General features: G+C 68.5%; 16 protein-coding genes. 3 read left to right on the top strand and 13 right to left on the bottom strand.

The window, feature by feature from the left end:
• Positions 1-28 precede the first annotated feature (28 nt).
• The 6 genes from bamB to ndk form a co-directional block, all read right to left on the bottom strand.
• Positions 29-1,222, bottom strand: coding sequence for an outer membrane protein assembly factor BamB (gene bamB / locus IE066_RS03680; protein ID WP_189447003.1), 1,194 nt, complete (start codon positions 1,220-1,222; stop codon positions 29-31).
• A gap of 11 nt (positions 1,223-1,233) precedes the next feature.
• The gene (locus IE066_RS03675; protein WP_189447002.1) at positions 1,234-1,857 is read right to left on the bottom strand and encodes a YfgM family protein; all 624 of its coding nucleotides are present in this window, start codon (positions 1,855-1,857) and stop codon (positions 1,234-1,236) included.
• 87 nt (positions 1,858-1,944) lie between these two features.
• Positions 1,945-2,715, bottom strand: coding sequence for a helix-turn-helix domain-containing protein (locus IE066_RS03670; protein WP_189447001.1), 771 nt, complete (start codon positions 2,713-2,715; stop codon positions 1,945-1,947).
• Positions 2,708-3,529, bottom strand: coding sequence for a tetratricopeptide repeat protein (locus IE066_RS03665; RefSeq protein ID WP_189447000.1), 822 nt, complete (start codon positions 3,527-3,529; stop codon positions 2,708-2,710). The genes IE066_RS03670 and IE066_RS03665 overlap by 8 nt, the downstream gene beginning before the upstream one ends.
• On the bottom strand, positions 3,516-4,757 hold the full coding sequence (gene rlmN, locus IE066_RS03660) for a dual-specificity RNA methyltransferase RlmN (RefSeq protein ID WP_189446999.1): 1,242 nt from the start codon (positions 4,755-4,757) through the stop codon (positions 3,516-3,518). Before rlmN ends, IE066_RS03665 begins: the two co-directional genes overlap by 14 nt.
• A 14-nt stretch (positions 4,758-4,771) precedes the next feature.
• Positions 4,772-5,197, bottom strand: a complete 426-nt coding sequence (gene ndk / locus IE066_RS03655; protein ID WP_133501104.1) for a nucleoside-diphosphate kinase — start codon at positions 5,195-5,197, stop codon at positions 4,772-4,774.
• 227 nt (positions 5,198-5,424) lie between these two features.
• Here ndk and IE066_RS03650 point away from each other — a divergent pair, with 227 nt between their 5' ends.
• From IE066_RS03650 to IE066_RS03640, 3 genes are read left to right on the top strand one after another with little or no spacing between them, the layout of a single operon-like run.
• Entirely contained in the window at positions 5,425-6,063 is a 639-nt protein-coding gene (locus IE066_RS03650; protein ID WP_189446998.1) for a TetR/AcrR family transcriptional regulator, read from the top strand.
• A gap of 21 nt (positions 6,064-6,084) precedes the next feature.
• Positions 6,085-8,454, top strand: a complete 2,370-nt coding sequence (locus IE066_RS03645) for a 3-hydroxyacyl-CoA dehydrogenase/enoyl-CoA hydratase family protein (RefSeq protein WP_189446997.1) — start codon at positions 6,085-6,087, stop codon at positions 8,452-8,454.
• A gap of 53 nt (positions 8,455-8,507) precedes the next feature.
• A complete protein-coding gene (locus tag IE066_RS03640; RefSeq protein WP_189446996.1) occupies positions 8,508-9,719 on the top strand; it encodes an acetyl-CoA C-acyltransferase in 1,212 nt (403 codons plus the stop codon).
• 47 nt (positions 9,720-9,766) lie between these two features.
• Here the strand turns inward: IE066_RS03640 and IE066_RS03635 are convergent, their stop codons facing one another.
• The 7 genes from IE066_RS03635 to IE066_RS03605 form a co-directional block, all read right to left on the bottom strand.
• Positions 9,767-10,105, bottom strand: coding sequence for a tRNA-binding protein (locus tag IE066_RS03635; protein ID WP_229790646.1), 339 nt, complete (start codon positions 10,103-10,105; stop codon positions 9,767-9,769).
• Entirely contained in the window at positions 10,102-11,397 is a 1,296-nt protein-coding gene (locus tag IE066_RS03630) for an NAD(P)/FAD-dependent oxidoreductase (protein ID WP_189446994.1), read from the bottom strand. Before IE066_RS03630 ends, IE066_RS03635 begins: the two co-directional genes overlap by 4 nt.
• A gap of 42 nt (positions 11,398-11,439) precedes the next feature.
• Positions 11,440-12,351 carry a UTP--glucose-1-phosphate uridylyltransferase GalU gene (gene galU, locus IE066_RS03625; protein ID WP_189446993.1) on the bottom strand — a complete coding sequence of 304 codons (912 nt, stop codon included), beginning with the start codon at positions 12,349-12,351 and terminating at the stop codon, positions 11,440-11,442.
• A 27-nt stretch (positions 12,352-12,378) separates the two neighbouring features.
• Positions 12,379-14,277: a polysaccharide biosynthesis protein gene (locus IE066_RS03620; RefSeq protein WP_189448785.1), complete on the bottom strand. Its 1,899-nt coding sequence runs from the start codon at positions 14,275-14,277 to the stop codon at positions 12,379-12,381.
• 5 nt (positions 14,278-14,282) lie between these two features.
• Entirely contained in the window at positions 14,283-15,266 is a 984-nt protein-coding gene (locus IE066_RS03615) for an MraY family glycosyltransferase (protein WP_189446992.1), read from the bottom strand.
• Positions 15,263-16,438: a lipopolysaccharide assembly protein LapB gene (gene lapB, locus IE066_RS03610; RefSeq protein ID WP_189446991.1), complete on the bottom strand. Its 1,176-nt coding sequence runs from the start codon at positions 16,436-16,438 to the stop codon at positions 15,263-15,265. The genes IE066_RS03615 and lapB overlap by 4 nt, the downstream gene beginning before the upstream one ends.
• A 76-nt stretch (positions 16,439-16,514) precedes the next feature.
• The gene (locus tag IE066_RS03605) at positions 16,515-16,844 is read right to left on the bottom strand and encodes an integration host factor subunit beta (protein WP_268244871.1); all 330 of its coding nucleotides are present in this window, start codon (positions 16,842-16,844) and stop codon (positions 16,515-16,517) included.
• Positions 16,845-16,921 lie beyond the last annotated feature (77 nt).

The raw sequence follows: 16,921 nt of genomic DNA, 5'->3' as shown, positions 1-16,921 counted from the left end.
CGTGCCACCGACGCGACCCGGTCGGAACTTACTGTGCGCGAAGTGCGATCAGGCTGCCGTCGACGTCCTGCACCAGCACGACGTCGCCGGCGACGACGGGCGTCGCACGGATGGCGTCGCGGGTCGCGCGCAGGCGCGCGGCGAAGGCGCCGTCGGAGAGGCGCAGCCAGTGGACGTAGCCATCGAGGTCGCCGACCACGGCCGACTCGCCGACCACGGCCGGAGCAGTCACGTCGCGGCGCAGCAGCCCGGGCTGCTGCCAGAGGGCGGCGCCGCTCTGCTTGTCGAGCGCGAAGACGCCACCGTCGGCCTCGGTCACCACGACCGCTTCGGACGCGACACCGGGACGACCCGGGCCGCCGTGGTCGGCCGACCACAGCGGACGGCCGTTGGGCGCGTCGATGGCAACGGTCGAACGCTTCATGCTGGTCGCGAACAGCAGCCCGCCTTCCAGCACCGGCGTGCCGTCCACGTCGGCCACGCGCTCAAGCTCGTTGCGGCCCTCGGGCAAGCCGACGGGGAGTTCCCACAGCGGGCGGCCGTCATTGACCGCCAGCATGGCGACCGTGCCGTCGTCGTTGCCGACGAAGACCACGCCCGGGCCCAGGGTGACGCTGTCGTTGCCGCGGACCGCGAGCGACGGCAGGTCGTGATTCCAGAACCAGCGACGCTCGCCGGTCGCCGCGTCGAACGCGGTGACGCGGCCGTCGTTCGAACGCACGAAGACGCGGCCCTGGCCGATCGCCGGCGCGGACACCACTTCGGCGCCGACCTTGGCGGTCCACTTCTCCGTGCCGGTCGAGGAATCGAGCGCGATCACTTCGCCCTCCAGGCCGCCGACGACCACGAGGCCCTCGCCCACGCCCGGGCCACCGGAAATGTTGACCTTCGACTCGTAATGCCAGGCCGGCTTGCCGGTCTGCAGGTCGAGCGCGTAGACGCCACCTTTCACCGCGGCCGCGTAGACACGGTCGCCGTCGACGACAGGGCCCTGACGCAGGCCGAGACGGCCTTCGCCGCCGCCCACGTCCGCGCTCCACAGCTTGGCGACGTTGAGCGTCGGCGTGATTTCCGTCAGCTCGCTGGGCTTGGCGGCCTTCTTGCTCGAATCCTTGCCGCCGAACCAGCCACGCACCGTCGAGCAACCCGAGAGGGCGACGACCACGGCCGCGACCAGCGCCACGCGCGCGACGCGCACCGAGAGGGGACGAGCGGAATTCATCAGGGAGGACCTCACGGTGTCTGCGGCTGGGCGGGCACGCCGCCGACCTGGGTGTACTTGAGTTCGATCAGGCGACGCTGCGGCGAACCGACCTCCGTCGCGGCGAGCGCCTTACGGTAAGACTCGCGCGCCGCATCGACCTGACCGAGAGCGAACTGCGCGTCGCCGCGCAGGTCGAGGGTCGCGCCATCGGTGCCGTCGAGCAGCTTCAGCGCCTCCGCCGCCTTGCCCGTATCGATCTGCAGTCGCGCGACGCGCTGCTGGAAGACCGTACGCAGCGCGGGATCCTTCGGCATTGCGCGCTGCAGCGTGGCGATCGCCGCCGCCGCATCCTTTGCATCGGCCTGCGACTTCGCCAGGCGCAGCGCGGCAAGGCTGCGGAAGACGCCTTCCGGCAGTGCCGCCACGCTCGTCGCGGCCTTCACGCCATCGCGCTCGACAGCCTCGACCGCCGCCTGGAACGCGTCGGCCTCGCGCATATGCGCCTGGGCCTGACGCTGCTGCCACCACTTCCAGCCGCCGATCGCGGCCATTCCGAGCAGGACGCCGCCGATCAGGCCCGCGCCATTGCGGCGAAGCCATTCCTGGACGCGCCGGCTCTGTTCGTGTTCGTCGAGAATTTCGTCGATCGCCATGCTGTCTCGCCCTGCGTCGTTCGCAGGGACCGCTGGAGGACTGGGCCTCGCGCGGTGTCGGCCGGATCCTCCGGCCGGATGGCGGGATCAGGGCGCCGACGGCGCGAGGGAACCGTCAGAGGATAACGTAAAGCGCGCGACGTTCGCTCGTGTAAAGGGCGCGAGGTCGACGGGCTGGCCATGCAGGCGCGCCCTGACGGCCGTCGCGTTGCCCAGCACCAGTCGCGATGCGGAGGACGGCTTGAGTACGCGACGATCGCCGACCCGCAGCAGTCCCTTTTCGACGACGGAGCCGTCGGCGGCGAACACCTGCACCCAGCTCTCGCCCTCGAACACCAGCTCGAGCGGCGTGACGGAAGGCGCTTCCGCGGTGATCGGCGCGATGGAGGCCACCATCGGCGTCCGGACCGTTTCCGCCAGCGCGGTCTGCGAGGGCGCGAGATCCAGCGACGCCACCTCCGGCGCGCCACCGTGGCCGCGCGTCGCCAGCCAGACGGGCACCACGAGGGAGACCGTCAGGACGACGTACACCGCCCGGCGCGCGAGGTTCTCCGCCATGTGGCGATAGCGTGGTACGTGCGCGTGGCTGACGAGGCTGGGGATCTGCGTCGTCGTGAACGGGCTCGGAAGCACGTCGCTGTCGAGGTTGACGCCGAGCATCCGCGCATATGTGCGGGCCTGGCCGCGAACGAATACCGGCGGCCCCAGCGATTCCCACTCGCCGCGCTCGAGGGTATCGAGCACGCGGACCGGCAGCTTCATGCGCAACGAGGCATCGGCCAGGCTCATCCCGGCAGCTTCGCGCGCCCGCTTCAAACGCTCGCCGGCGGCAGGACCGGCCGAGTGCGTATCAGTCATCGTTTGTCCCCGTGGGACGGGAGTTTGGGGGGAACTCCGTCCGCAGGCGCTGAACGTAGCGTTCGGCCGCGGCGGTGTCGCCGAGCGATTTCTCAATTTGTGACGCCAGCAGCAAGGTGTCGGCATCTGCCGGACCAGCGGCAAGCCGCCGCTCGACGAAAGCGCGCGCTTCCAGGCCACGGCCGGCGTCGAAGGCGAGTCTCGCCAGGGTCGCCAGCGCTACCGGATTGGCCCGATCGATATCGAGCGCGCGCCGTGCCGACACCGCCGCGCGTGCCGCGTCTCCACTCTGCCGCGCGCAACTCGCCGCATTGGCATGAGCGGCGCCCGGCGTGTCATAGCCGGGCGCGGCCGCGGCGCGGTCGAACCAGTCCAGGGACGCCGACGCCTGCCCATTGCTGCAGAGCCAGATCCCGTAATTGTTGAGGAACGCGCCGCGATCGGGCGCCAGTTCGGCGGCGCGGCGATGATGCGGGCCCGACTGCTTGCCACGGCCCAGTGCATCGAGCGACAGCCCCAGCAGGCTGTGCGCCTCGGGCGATTGCGGATACGCCTTGAGGGCGCTTTCGGCGGCGGAGGCGGCGCCCGCTGCGTCGCCGGACACCAGGCGCATCTGCGACACCTGGACCATCGTGTAGGCGGTGCCGCGCGCCTTCGCGGCCGGATCGATCTGCACTTCGCGGGCGACCTGGCGATACGCGCCCCGGCTGCCGTCGCGGCGGATGGCGGTGGAATTACTGCAGGCGGGCAGGAGCAGGACGATGGCAGCGCCGACGAGCAGCGCCGCGGACTTCACCGACTCATGCTGCGGCATCGCCCTGTCCCTGCTGTTCGAGCCGGCGCCGGAAATCGGCATTGCGGCGAGTGCGGTCCATCACCTGCCCCTTGAGTTGCCCGCAGGCCGCGTCGATGTCGTCGCCGCGCGTGCGGCGCACCGGCGCGATCATGCCGGCCTCGTTGAGCAGTTTCTGGAAGGCGCGGATCGCCTGGTCCGTCGGGCGCTCGAAGCGCGTGCCGGGGAATGGATTGAACGGAATGAGGTTGACCTTCGCGGCGCCCTTCATCTGCACCGAGCGGTCGAAGGCTTTCATCAGGCGGACGAGTTCGCGCGCATGCTGCGGCTGGTCGTTGACGCCCTTCATCAGCGTGTATTCGAACGTCACCGACGTGCCCGGCTTGCGCAGCGCGTAGCGCACGCAGGACTCCATCAGCTGCTCGATGCCGTACTTCTTGTTGAGCGGCACCAGCTCGCTGCGCAGGTCGTCGTTCGGCGCATGCAGGGAGACCGCGAGCGAGACGTCGCTCACCTCCCCCAGTTTGTCGATCTGCGGGACCATGCCCGCCGTCGAGAGCGTCACGCGCTTGTTGGCGAGGCCGTAGCCGAGGTCGTCGCGCATGATGCTCATCGCGCGCACGACGTTATCGAAATTCGCCAGCGGTTCGCCCATGCCCATCATCACCACGTTGGTGAGACGGCGCTGTTGGTGCGGCACGTTGCCGAGGTGGCGCGCCGCGACCCAGACCTGGCCGATGATCTCGGCGGTCGACAGGTTGCGGTTGAAGCCCTGTGTAGCCGTGGAGCAGAACTGGCAGTTGAGCGCGCAGCCCACCTGCGAGGACACGCACAGCGTGCCGCGGCCCTTGTCGGGGATGTAGACCGTCTCGATGGCGTTCTTCGGGTCCATGCCGAGCAGCCACTTGTGCGTGCCGTCCTCGGAGGCCTTGTCGAACACGACCGACGGCGCATGCACGACGGCATGCTGCTCCAGCTTGGCGCGCAGCGCCTTGCCGAGGTCGGTCATCTGGTCGAACTCGGTGACGTAGCGGTGGTGGATCCACTTCATCACCTGGTGCGCGCGATAGCGCTTCTCACCGAGCACTTGCTCGAAGAAGTCTTCTAGCTGCACGCGCTCGAGGTCGAAGAGGTTGGTCCTCTTCGCCTCGACCTTCGGGACAGGCACGTCCGCGCGCGCGGCCGCGTCCGCCGGCACGGCGGGTGCCGTGTCGATCAGCGTGGCATCGAGGTCGCGGGACGTACTCATCGTTTCTCTCTTTCTTAGCGCGCGTAGACGTCGGTCTGCGGGAAGAAGTACGCGATCTCGATCGCGGCGTTCTCCAGGCTGTCCGAGCCGTGCACGGCATTGGCATCGATGGAATCGGCGAAGTCGGCGCGGATCGTGCCCGGCGCCGCATCCTTCGGGTTGGTGGCGCCCATGAGCTCACGGTTCTTGGCGACGGCGTTCTCGCCTTCGAGGACCTGGATCATGACCGGGCCGGAGACCATGAACTCGACCAGCGCGTTGAAGAACGGACGCTCACGGTGCACGGCGTAGAAGCCTTCGGCCTCCTGGCGCGACAGCTGCTTCATCTTGGCGGCGACGATCTTCAGGCCGGCCTGCTCGAAGCGGGCGTAGATCTGGCCGATCACGTTCTTGGCGACCGCGTCGGGCTTGATGATGGAAATGGTGCGCTCCAGCGCCATGGGACTGCTCTCCGAGGTTGGCGGGCGCCGGGTGCGTCTCAGCGCCCAAGATAACAAGAAAAACCCGCGTAGCTACGCGGGTTTAGCCGAACTGGCAGTGCCGGATTCTACGCGTTCAGACACTTTCCATAAAGCGGCAGCGAGCAGGTGCGGGAAGCGGCGGCGCGACCATTGACCCCCGTATGGTGACGGCCTACCATCAAACAAGCGTTTGATTAGGCCTTGCGATGTCGACCCCCGCCCCCTTCTCCACCAAGGACCGCATTCTCGGCGCCGCCGAGGAGCTGTTCGCCCAGTACGGCTTCAGCGGCACCTCGCTGCGGCAGGTCACCAGCCGCGCCGACGTCAACATCGCCGCGGTGAACTACCACTTCGGCAGCAAGGAGAACCTCGTCAACGAGGTCTTCCGCCGTCGCATGGACGAGATGACCGAGAAGCGGCTCAGCGCACTTCGCGAGGCGGTCGAGAAGCGCCCGGGCGAGCTGGAGCCGATCCTCGCGGCCTTCGTCGAGCCGGCGCTGGCGATCGCGCAGGACCGCCACGGCGGCGCGTCCTTCGTGCGGGTTCTGGCCCGCGCCTACGCCGAGAAGAACGACGCATTGCGCAAGTTCCTCTCCGACCACTATGGCCACGTGCTGCGCGACTTCGCCAAGGCGATCGCGGCGGTCGTGCCGGGGCTCAGCAAGGAAACGCTGTACTGGCGCCTCGATTTCCTCTCGGGCGCCCTGACCTATGCGATGTCCGACTTCGGCCTGATCAAGCGGCCGACCGGCGCCGCCGAGGCCACCCACCGGGCCCGCGCCGCGCGCGAGCTCATCCGTTTCGCCGCCGCGGGCATCCAGTGCCCGTCCGCGGACCCTGCCTGATTCAACCGGGACCGATACGACATGTCGAAGAAACTGCTCGTCCGCCGCGCCGCCGTTCTCGGCGCCGGCGTCATGGGGGCGCAGATCGCCGCGCACCTGACCAACGCCGGCGTCGATACCGTGCTGTTCGACCTTGCCGCGAAGGAAGGGGACCCGAACGGCGTCGTGACGAAGGCGATCGCGAACGTCGCCAAGCTCTCCCCCGCCCCGCTGGCCGACAAGTCGCTGGCCGAGCGCATCACGCCGGCCAACTACGAGACGGGTCTCGAGCTGCTGCGCGGCTGCGACCTGGTGATCGAGGCGATCGCCGAGCGCATGGACTGGAAGCAGGACCTCTACAGGAAGATCGCGCCATTCGTGCCGGCCCACGCGGTGCTGGCGAGCAACACCTCGGGCCTCGGCATCAATGCACTCGCCGACGTGCTGCCGGAGGAACTGCGCCACCGTTTCCTCGGCGTGCACTTCTTCAATCCGCCGCGCTACATGCACCTCGCCGAGCTGATCCCGGCGAAGATGACCGACCGCGAGGTGCTGGACGGCCTCGAAACCTTCCTTACGACCACGCTCGGCAAGGGTGTGGTCATCGCCAAGGACACGCCGAACTTCATCGGCAACCGCATCGGCGTGTTCTCGATGCTGGCGGCGATGCACCACACCGAGCGCCTCGGCCTGGGCTTCGACACGGTTGATTCGCTGACGGGCCCGGCGATCGGTCGCCCGAAGTCCGCGACGTACCGCACCGCGGACGTGGTGGGCCTCGACACGATGGCGCACGTCATCAAGACTATGGCCGACACGCTCCCGGATGATCCCTGGCATCGGCACTTCAAGGCGCCGGTGTGGCTGACCGGCCTCGTCGAGAAGGGCGCGCTCGGCCAGAAGACCGGCGCGGGCTTCTACACGAAGCGCGGCAAGGACATTCTGGTGCTCGACGTCGCGGCGCGTGACTATCGCCCGACCGCGGGCGATCTCGATCCGGACGTCGCGGCGATCCTCAAGGAGCGCGACCCGGCCAAGAAGTTCGCCGCGCTGCGCGCGAGCGAGCACCCGCAGGCGCAGTTCCTGTGGTCGGTGTTCCGCGACACGTTCCACTACAGCGCCTATCACCTGCAGGACATCGCCGACACCGCGCGCGACGTCGATTTCGCGATGCGCTGGGGCTACGGCTGGTCGCAGGGGCCGTTCGAGACGTGGCAGGCGGCCGGCTGGCAGCAGGTCGCGCAGTGGATCGCCGAGGACGTCGCCGCCGGCAAGACGATGGCGGATGCGCCGCTGCCGGCATGGGTCGCCGCGCGCAACGGCGCGCACGAGCCCGCGGGCAGCTTCAGCCCGGCGCAGAACACCGCCGTCGCACGCTCGTCGAACCCGGTCTACGCGCGCCAGCGCTTCCCAGATGCGCTGCTCGGCGAGCAGTTCGCACCCGGCAAGACGCTTTTCGAGAACGACGGCGTCCGCCTCTGGGCCGACGACGACGACATCGCGGTCGTCAGCTTCAAGACCAAGATGCACACCGTCTCGGACCAGGTGCTGGACGGCCTGCAGGAAGCGATCGGCATCGCCGAGCGCGACTTCGGCGGCCTCGTGATCTGGCAGCCGAAGGAGCCGTTCTCCGCCGGCGCCGACCTCGCCGGTGCGCTCGGCCTGCTGCAGGCCGGCAACGTCGCGGGTTTCGAGGCGATGGTGGAGAACTTCCAGCGCACCAGCCAGCGCATCAAGTACGCGCTGGTGCCGGTCGTCGCGGCCGTGCGCGGTCTCGCACTTGGCGGCGGTTGCGAGTTCCAGATGCATGCGGCGCGCAGCGTGTTCGCGCTCGAGAGCTACGTCGGCCTCGTCGAGGCGGGCGTCGGCCTGCTGCCGGCGGGCGGCGGCCTCAAGGAATTCGCGGTGCGTGCCTCGCAGGCCGCCGGTCCGGGCGGCGACGTGTTCGCGCAGCTGAAAGCACCGTTCGAGAGCGTGGCGATGGCCAAGGTGTCGACGTCGGCGTTCGAGGCCAAGTCGCTGAAGCTCGCGCGCGAGAGCGACGTGGTGACGTTCAACAGCCACGAGCTGCTGCACGTTGCCAAGGCCAATGCGCGTGCTCTGGCCGAAGCCGGCTATCGCCCGCCTCTGCCGGCGCGCAACATCGCGGTCGCCGGCGACGTCGGCATCGCCTCGCTGCAGATGATGCTGATCAACATGCTCGAAGGCATGTTCATCTCGCCCCACGACTACGAGATCGCGACCCGCATCGCCACCATCATGTGCGGCGGCATGGTCGACCGTGGTTCGGTGGTGGACGAGGAATGGCTGCTCAAGCTCGAGCGCCAGCACTTCGTCGAGCTCGCGCAGATGCCGAAGACGCAGGAGCGCATCGCGCACATGCTCAAGACCGGCAAGCCGCTTCGTAACTGAGGTTCGAAGGCACGTCTTCGAATCGACCTTTGGACCTCACGAGAGAGAACACCATGAGCAAGCAAGTCCAGGACGCCTACATCGTCGCCGCCACCCGCACCCCGGTGGGCAAGGCGCCGCGCGGCTTCTTCCGCAACACCCGCCCCGACGACATGCTCGCGCACGTGCTGCGCAGCGTGGTTGCGCAGGCGCCGGGCATCGACGTCAACCAGATCGACGACGCCATCATCGGCTGCGCGATGCCCGAGGCCGAGCAGGGCATGAACGTGGCGCGCATCGGCGTGCTGCTGTCGGGCCTTCCGCATACCGTGGCGGCACAGACGATCAATCGCTTCTGCTCGTCGGGTATCCAAGCTGTCGCGCTCGCGGCCGATCAGGTGCGTCTCGGCAATGCGGACCTGATCCTCGCCGGCGGCACCGAGTCGATGTCGATGGTGCCGATGATGGGCCACAAGATCGCGCTCAATCCGCGCGTCTTCAACAAGGACGAGGACCACATCGCGATCGCCTACGGCATGGGCATTACTGCCGAGAACGTCGCGAAGGAATGGAACATCTCGCGCGAGGCGCAGGACGCGTTCGCGGTCGAATCGCATCGCAAGGCGCTGGCCGCGATCGCCGCCGGTGAATTCAAGGACGAGATCACGCCGTACGAGGTGGTGTCGCACGTGCCGGATCTGGCCGGCAACGCGATTCAGCTTAAGAAGCGCATCGTCGACACCGACGAGGGCCCGCGCGCCGATACGTCGATGGAAGGCCTTGCCAAGCTGCGCCCGGTGTTCAAGAACGGCCAGTTCGGCGGCTCCGTCACCGCGGGCAACGCCTCGCAGATGAGCGACGGTGCGGCCGCCGTCCTCATCGCGTCGGAAGCGGCGATCAAGCAGTACGGCCTCACGCCCCTCGCCCGCTTCGTCAGCTTCTCTGTCGCGGGCGTGCCGCCGCACATCATGGGCATCGGCCCGAACGCGGCCATCCCGAAGGCGCTGAAGCAGGCTGGCCTGACCCGCGATCAGCTCGACTGGATCGAGCTCAACGAGGCCTTCGCCGCCCAGGCGCTCGCGGTGATCAAGGACTCCGAGCTCGACCCGTCGAAGGTCAACCCGCTCGGCGGCGCGATCGCGCTCGGCCATCCGCTCGGCGCCACCGGTGCGATCCGCACCGCGACAATCGTCCACGGCATGCGTCGTCGCCAGCAGAAGTACGGCATGGTGACCATGTGCATCGGCACCGGCATGGGCGCCGCGGGCATCCTCGAAGCGCTCTGAGCCACTCGCTTGAGATCTCGACGGGGCCTGCGGGCCCCGTCGTCGTTTCAGGCCAGCCGCGCGCCATTCGGGACGGGGCGCTCGACCGTCGTGATCACCACGCCGTCGTCGGTGTGGAAGCCGGTCAGCAGGAATTCCGAGGTGAACGGGCCGATTCGCTTGGGCGGGAAGTTAACCACCCCGACGATCTGTCGGCCGATGAGCGCATCGGCATCGTAGAGGTCGACGATCTGCGCACTGGTCTGGCGGACGCCGAGTTCGCCGAAGTCCACCCACAGCTTCCATGCCGGCTTGCGTGCCTCGGGGAAGGACTCGACGCGCAGCACCGTGCCCGCGCGGATGTCGACGCGCTGGAAGTCGCTCCAATCGATGCTGCCATTGGTCACCGCCACCCCCTCTCCCGGCGGTCGCGCCAGTCGTCTTTCGCCTGTGCCCACCAGTATCCCAGCTGGGCTGCGACGAACCCGGCAGGCTTGAACGCCGGCGTCAGGCCGTAGCGTTCGAGCATCCGCCAGCCCGGGTCGTCTTCGGCGATGGCCGCCGCGAGCAGTTCACCCGCGGCCGTGGTCGGCGCAACGCCGTGCCCCCCGAAGGCCTGCCCCACCCAGAGGCCCGGCTCGACCTGCAGCACGTGCGGCATCTGGTGCCGCGCATAGCTCATCAGCCCCGACCAGGCGAAGTCGATCGTCACGCCCTCCAGCTGCGGAAACACACGCAGCATGTCGCGGACGAGCAGCGACTCGACTTCCTGCGGCGAGCGATCGAGCACCGAGATCCGCCCGCCCCACAACAGGCGCGTGTCGGGCAGCGGTCGGTAATAGTCGAATGCGAAGCGCGTGTCGTAGATCGCGGCGCGCGTGCGCAACACGTCGTCCATCCGCGCGCCGAGCGGCTCGGTCACCATGACGTAGGTCGCGATCGGCAGTACCGCCGCGTCCACGCGTCGCGACAGGCCCGCGAGATAACCGCCGCAGGACAGCACGACGTCGCGGGCCCTTACGACGCCTTCCGGCGTCGCCACTTCCCAGCCGTTGGACATCCGTCGCAGTCTCGTTGCGGGCGTCTGCTCGTACACGCGCGCACCCGACGCCGCCAGCACGCGCGCGAGGCCGCGCGCGTAAGCCAACGGATGGAAGTGGAACGCGGACGGCTCGAACAGGCCATCGGCATAGCGATTCGAACGGATCAGCTCGCGCATCGCCCGCCGGTCGAGCCATTGCCAGTCGACACCGTAGCGGTCGCCCAGCAGCTCGCGACGCGCGTGGAGAACATCGGGACGACCGAACCAGTTGGCCCAGATCACCCCGGCATCGACGGGATCGCAATCGATGCCGTAGCGGTCGATGCGCTGCCGAATGCGTGCGACGGCCGCGCTGGTCAGGCGGTAGACCTCGCGCGCGCGCTGCGGCCCGAGGTCCGCGAGTAGTGCATCCTCGCCGCGCGAAAAGCCGCCGAACACGAAGCCGCCGTTGCGGCCCGTCGCGCCATCGCCGATGTGCTCGGCTTCAACGAGGACGACGCCCTGCATCCCACGCTCGACGAGGCCCAGCGCCGTATTCAGCCCGGCGAAGCCTCCGCCCACCACGCAGACGGAGGCGTCCACAGGTCCCTGAAGCGCCGGGCGATCCGGCGCTGCGGGCGCGGTGGCGGCGTAGTAATCACCCTGGAATCGCGGCATGCGCCAAGCGTGTCGGCGCGTCCGCGACTTGTCCAGCCGGCGTCAGCTGATCTCGACGACGCCCAGCTCGCGAAGCGCGTTGCGCATGGTTTCGGCAGCGGCGTCGCTGAGCTTCTCGTGATCCAGCGCGTAACGGATGGTGGCCTCGATCAGGCCGATGTGCGTGCCGCAGTCGAAGCGCGTGCCGCGGAAACGGTAGGCGTCGACGCACTCCTCCTGCAGCAGGCGGTCGATCGCGTCGGTCAGCTGGATCTCGCCGCCGGCGCCGGGCGTCGTGCTCTCCAGCAGCTCGAAGATGCGCGGCTGCAGGATGTAGCGGCCGACGACCGCGAGGTTGCTCGGCGCGTCGGCCGGCTTGGGCTTCTCGACGATGCGGGTAATGCGGCCCTGACGATTGGCGAAGTCCTGGGTGGCCACGATGCCGTAGCTCGCCGTCTTCTCCGGCGCGACGTCCTGCACCGCGATGACGCTGCAGCCGCTCTGCTGGGCGGCATCGGCCATCTGCCTCAGCGCGCCCGGGCCACGATTCCAGATGAGGTCGTCCGGCAGCAGGACGGCGAAGGGTTCGTCACCGATGACATCCTTGGCGCACAGCACGGCGTGGCCGAGGCCGAGTGCCTCCGTCTGGGTCACGAACACGGTCTTGACGCCCGGCGGCAGCACGTCGCGGATCAGCTCGAGCTGTTCGACCTTGCCCGCGCGCTCGAGCTTCTGCTCGAGTTCGTAAGCCTTGTCGAAGTAGTCAGCGACCGCGTGCTTGTAGCGATTGGTGATGAACACCAGCGTGTCGCACCCGGCTTCGATCGCCTCGTCGACCGCGTACTGGATCAGCGGCTTGTCGATCACCGGCAGCATTTCCTTCGGCACCGTCTTGGTAGCCGGAAGGAAACGGGTGCCGAGGCCCGCAACGGGAAACACGGCCTTGCGGATGCGACGCGACGGAGTCGAAGTCATCGTGTGGTTTTCAGAAGCCAAAGTCGCTCAGATTTTCCGAGACTGGCGTGCAGGAAATGCGACGACCGTAGCCGTCGAATGCGTACTCATGCGGTTGCCGATCGGCACGAACTCGGGCACCGAACCGCGAAGCAGGACGGCCAGACTGTCGAGGTCGTAGCGCGAACACGCGTCGCGGAAGCGTTCTACGGAAACGGCGACTTCCGTGCCGGACACCTTGCGCGGCTCGGCCTGCAGGATCTTCGGATGCTGGGTCGGACGGTAGCGCTCGTCTGCATGGAACAGCGTCTCGTGCAGCTTTTCGCCTGGACGCAGGCCGGTGTAGACAATCGCGATGTCACGGCCCGGCTGCTTGCCCGCGAGGCGGATCATCTGCTCGGCGAGCAGGCGGATCGGCACCGGCTCGCCCATGTCGAGCGTATACACCGCCTCGTGCGTGCCGATCGCCGACGCCTGCAGGATCAGCTGGCAGGCTTCGGGAATGGTCATGAAGAAGCGCGTGACCTCGGGGTCGGTGACCGTCACAGGGCCGCCTGCGCGGATCTGTTCGCGGAACAGAGGCACGACGCTGCCGGCCGAATCCAGCACGTTGCCGAAGCGCACCGTGACGTAACGCGTGGGGCTGTCCGCGAGCGCCTGGCAGATCATCTCCGCCATGCGCTTGGTGGCGCCAAGCACGTTGACTGGGTCCACCGCCTTGTCCGTGGAAATCAACACGAAGGTGCCGACGCCCGCGTCGCGGCAGGCCTGCGCGACGGTATGCGTCGCGAGCACGTTGTTGCGCACGGCCTCGCGCAGCTGCGCCTCCAGCACCGGCACCTGCTTGTAGGCCGCCGCGTGGAAGACGGCTTCCGGCTGCGCGCGCGCGATGGCATGGCGCGCCACCGCCGGGTCGCCGCAGTCGCCGAGCACGGGGATCAGCTCGATGTCCGGGAAGTCACGACGCAGCGCGCCCTCCGTCGTCATCAGCGCGAGCTCGTCGATCTCCACGAGCGCGATGCGCCGCGCACCATGACGCGCGCACTGGCGGCAGAGCTCCGCACCGATCGAGCCGCCCGCGCCCGTGACCATGACGGAGCGGCCGCCCAGCCATGCGCGGATCGCCTTCCAGTCGGGCAGCACCGGCTTGCGGCCGAGCAGGTCCTCGATCGCGACTTCCTTGAGCTCGCCCGGCAACGAACGGCCTTCGAGGACGTCCTGCAAGCGCGGGACCATGCGGAACGGAATCGCGCTTCGCTCGCAGATGCCGACAATGCGCTGCAGCGCCGTGGCGTCGGCCGACGGGATCGCGATCACAACGAGCTTGGCCGCGGTCTCGCGCGCGATGTCCGGCAGCTCCTCGATGCGACCAAGCACCGGAATGCCATGCATCTTCGAGCCACGCAGGCGCGGCGCGTCGTCGAGGAAGCCCACGGGCTGGTAGGTGCCGAAGCGGCGCAGGTCGCGCAGCAGCGCCTCGCCGGCCTGGCCGGCGCCGAGGATGAGCACCCGCGTGGAGGATTTCTGGCGGCCCTCGGCCTGCGAGTCCTTCCAGGCCCGATAGATCAGGCGCGGTGCGCCAAGCATCGCGGCCAGAACGACCGGGTACAGGACGAGCACGGCGCGCGGCACCGAGTCCACCCGGTTGTAGAGAAACAACCCGAGCGCTACGCCCAGCAGGCCGATGACGGACGCCTTGAGGATGTTCCAGAGGTCCGGGACGCTGGCGAAGCGCCACAGGCCGCGGTACAGGCCGACGTACCAGAACACCGCGCCCTGCACCGCCAGTACGAGCATGGTCTCGATCGACCAGGCGTGGATCTCCGGCGCGTCGGGCGCCACCGCGTAGCGCATCACGTGCAGCCCGTACCAGACGAGCCAGACCATCGCGAGGTCGTGCGTCGCGATGGCGATGCGTGGCAGGCGTGCGCGCCAAGGGGACGTCATCAGGCTCATAGATCCTTCTCTCTGCGAGGTCGGTCGCATCCTTCAGCCGGCCGCCGTCGAAGCCGCAACCACATCAGGGTCGCGGTCGTATACCACGCGGCGACGACACCCGCGGTAAACAGCGGGCGACCGATCGGCAGGCCTAGCGACAGCAAGCCGGCGGCGCCTGTCCAGATCAAGTAGCCCAGCGTGACTCGCGTATGGCCATGCCGCCGTGCCAGTGCCTGATACAGGTGCTGCGTATGCGGTTCCCACCACTTTTCGCGACGCAGAACACGCCGTGAAAGTGTCAGCCCCGCGTCGACGAGAAATGCGGATAGCGGCAGCAGCAAAACGGCGGCGTTCCATGACGCAGTGCGGTAAAAGTCGCTCCAGAGTAGCGCCAATGCCACGCCGAGCGCGCCGCTTCCCACGTCACCCAGAAAAATTCGGGCCTTCGGAAAGTTGAAGGGCAGGAACGCGAGGCAGGCGACGGCGACGGCGAGCGCGGCCACCGACGGCGGCGCGGAGAGGCAGGCGGCCGTTGCGGCGACCAATGCGGCCTGCGAGGCAGCGATGCCGTTGATGCCGTCCATGAAATTCCAGACGTTCACCAGCACCGCGACCGCAGCCACCGTGCCGACGATCGCGACGGCGTTCCCGCTCGGGCCGAACATGGCGGCGGCCAGCATCAGACCCGCGGCGACATGCACTAGAAGGCGCCATCGGGCAGGAAGCGGACGGTGGTCGTCCCAGCTGCCGATCGCCGCGACCGCTGCAATCGCCAGTGCGGCTCCCGCGTACGCCGTCCTGTGCGCGGACATGACGAGCAGCGCACCCACGATCGCGACCACCGGCCCTGCCCCGCCGCCGCGCGGCGTCGCCACCGTATGGCTGCGCCGCTCGCCGGGCTCGTCGACGAGACGCCGGCGCAGCGCATAGGCACGCGCGAGCCACGTGCCCACCGCGGACACGCAGGCGACGGCGATGAGCAGCGGAAGCTCGCTCACACCACCGCGTAGTTGAGAAGCGGCTTCACCGAACCCCACTCCTTGCAGCTCGGGCACTGCCAGTGATGGCTGCGCGCGCCGAAGCCACAGCGGGTACAGCGATAGCTCGGATTGCGCACGAGCAGCTGGTCGGTGATGTGCTTGAGGTCCACCAGGGTCGCCGTGGGATCGGCACGCTCGGCCAGCGACAGCTCGATCAGCGCCGCCTCGCCGCGCACCGACGGCCGGTCCTTGAGCTCCTTGCCCAGGTAGGCACGCGCGGCGCCCACGCCCTCTTCCTTCTCGATCATCCGCGTCAGCGCCAGCACCGGCGCGATGCCGCGGTAGTGCTCGCACATCTCGGCGAGGAAGCTCCGCGCGCCCGGCACGTCGCCGACGGCGTCGTAGCACTCCAGCAGCTGCGGCATCACTTCGGGCAGGTAGTCGGGATCGCTGCGGGCCACGCGCTCGAACGAGCGGATCGCGGCGGCGTGGTTGCCCGACTCCAGTTCGATACGGCCCTCGAGCATGCCGGCGCGAACCGAATTCGCGTCCGCCCCATAGGCACGCGCCACCGCGGCGCGCGCCGCATCGATGTCGCCCGCGACGCGATGCCGGTCGGCGAGTTCGCATTCGAAATGCGCGACGAGCTTGCCCATCGGCTCGCCGGTCGCGGACTCGAAGCGGCGCGCGTTCTCGATCGCCTTGGCCCAGTCGCGCTCGGCCTGGTATATGCCGATCAGGTGCTTGAGCGCCAGCGGCGAGAGGTCGAGTTCGACGAGTTCGCTGAAGACCGTCTCGGCACGATCGAGCAGGCCGGACTTCATGTAGTCCTCGCCCAGTGCGAGCAGCGCCTGCACGCGCTGGCCATCGGTAAGGTCGTTCCGCTGCACGAGCGCCTGGTGCAGGCGGATCGCGCGGTCGACCTCGCCGCGGCGGCGGAACAGATGGCCGAGCGCGACCTGCGTCTCGAAGGTTTCCTTGTCGAGCTCCGCGATGTGCAGGAACAGCTCGATCGCCTTGTCCGGCTGCTCGTTGAGCAGGTAGTTCAGGCCGCGGAAATAGGTCGTCGACAGGTGGCTGACCTGGCTCTCGCTATGCAGCTTGCCGCCGCGTCGACCGATGACCCAGCCCGAGAGGGCGGCCAGCGGGAGCAGCAGGAAGAACCAAAGCCATTCGGTAATGAATGCCATCACGGGCTCCGTCGATATCGGCGGGAGGTTCACCCAGCCCGGCAATGAAGGCAAGCCGGCATCGCCGGCTCGGGGCTCAGACGTCCTCGTCCAGCGGTTGCACGCCGCTCACGCGTTCGCGTAGTTCCTTGCCCGGCTTGAAATGCGGGACGTGCTTGCCGCGAAGCGCGACCGACTCGCCCGTCTTGGGATTGCGGCCCACGCGCGGCGGGCGGTAATGCAGGCAGAAGCTGCCGAAGCCGCGGATCTCGATGCGTTCGCCGCCGGAAAGCGACCCGCTCATCATGTCCAGCAACGATTTCACCGCCAGCTCGACGTCTTCGGCCTTCAGGTGGGCCTGTCGCTGGGCGAGGATCTCGATGAGCTCGGACTTGGTCATGGACGCGGTTTCGAACGCCTGTCGCAGGTGGAAATCGCGGGAGGGCGCGAAACGCCGCTTCCCATAAAAAAGGACGGCCCGACAAGGCCGGGCCGTCCCGGTTT

This window comes from Cognatilysobacter xinjiangensis (genome assembly GCF_014651995.1).
GTDB lineage: Bacteria > Pseudomonadota > Gammaproteobacteria > Xanthomonadales > Xanthomonadaceae > Cognatilysobacter > Cognatilysobacter xinjiangensis.
Note: the sequence above shows the minus strand (reverse complement) of the source record. Positions and strands in the feature narration are given on the sequence as shown.

What these genes read in the sequence shown, in the direction of transcription:
- ndk (WP_133501104.1), bottom strand. Translation starts at nt 5,197, where the DNA reads ATGGCGCTGGAGCGCACCATTTCCATCATCAAGCCCGACGCGGTCGCC.
- IE066_RS03620 (WP_189448785.1), bottom strand. Translation starts at nt 14,277, where the DNA reads ATGACGTCCCCTTGGCGCGCACGCCTGCCACGCATCGCCATCGCGACG.
- IE066_RS03650 (WP_189446998.1), top strand. Translation starts at nt 5,425, where the DNA reads ATGTCGACCCCCGCCCCCTTCTCCACCAAGGACCGCATTCTCGGCGCC.
- IE066_RS03670 (WP_189447001.1), bottom strand. Translation starts at nt 2,715, where the DNA reads ATGACTGATACGCACTCGGCCGGTCCTGCCGCCGGCGAGCGTTTGAAG.
- rlmN (WP_189446999.1), bottom strand. Translation starts at nt 4,757, where the DNA reads ATGAGTACGTCCCGCGACCTCGATGCCACGCTGATCGACACGGCACCC.
- IE066_RS03630 (WP_189446994.1), bottom strand. Translation starts at nt 11,397, where the DNA reads ATGCCGCGATTCCAGGGTGATTACTACGCCGCCACCGCGCCCGCAGCG.
- lapB (WP_189446991.1), bottom strand. Translation starts at nt 16,438, where the DNA reads ATGGCATTCATTACCGAATGGCTTTGGTTCTTCCTGCTGCTCCCGCTG.
- IE066_RS03665 (WP_189447000.1), bottom strand. Translation starts at nt 3,529, where the DNA reads ATGCCGCAGCATGAGTCGGTGAAGTCCGCGGCGCTGCTCGTCGGCGCT.
- IE066_RS03645 (WP_189446997.1), top strand. Translation starts at nt 6,085, where the DNA reads ATGTCGAAGAAACTGCTCGTCCGCCGCGCCGCCGTTCTCGGCGCCGGC.
- IE066_RS03675 (WP_189447002.1), bottom strand. Translation starts at nt 1,857, where the DNA reads ATGGCGATCGACGAAATTCTCGACGAACACGAACAGAGCCGGCGCGTC.
- IE066_RS03640 (WP_189446996.1), top strand. Translation starts at nt 8,508, where the DNA reads ATGAGCAAGCAAGTCCAGGACGCCTACATCGTCGCCGCCACCCGCACC.
- bamB (WP_189447003.1), bottom strand. Translation starts at nt 1,222, where the DNA reads ATGAATTCCGCTCGTCCCCTCTCGGTGCGCGTCGCGCGCGTGGCGCTG.
- galU (WP_189446993.1), bottom strand. Translation starts at nt 12,351, where the DNA reads ATGACTTCGACTCCGTCGCGTCGCATCCGCAAGGCCGTGTTTCCCGTT.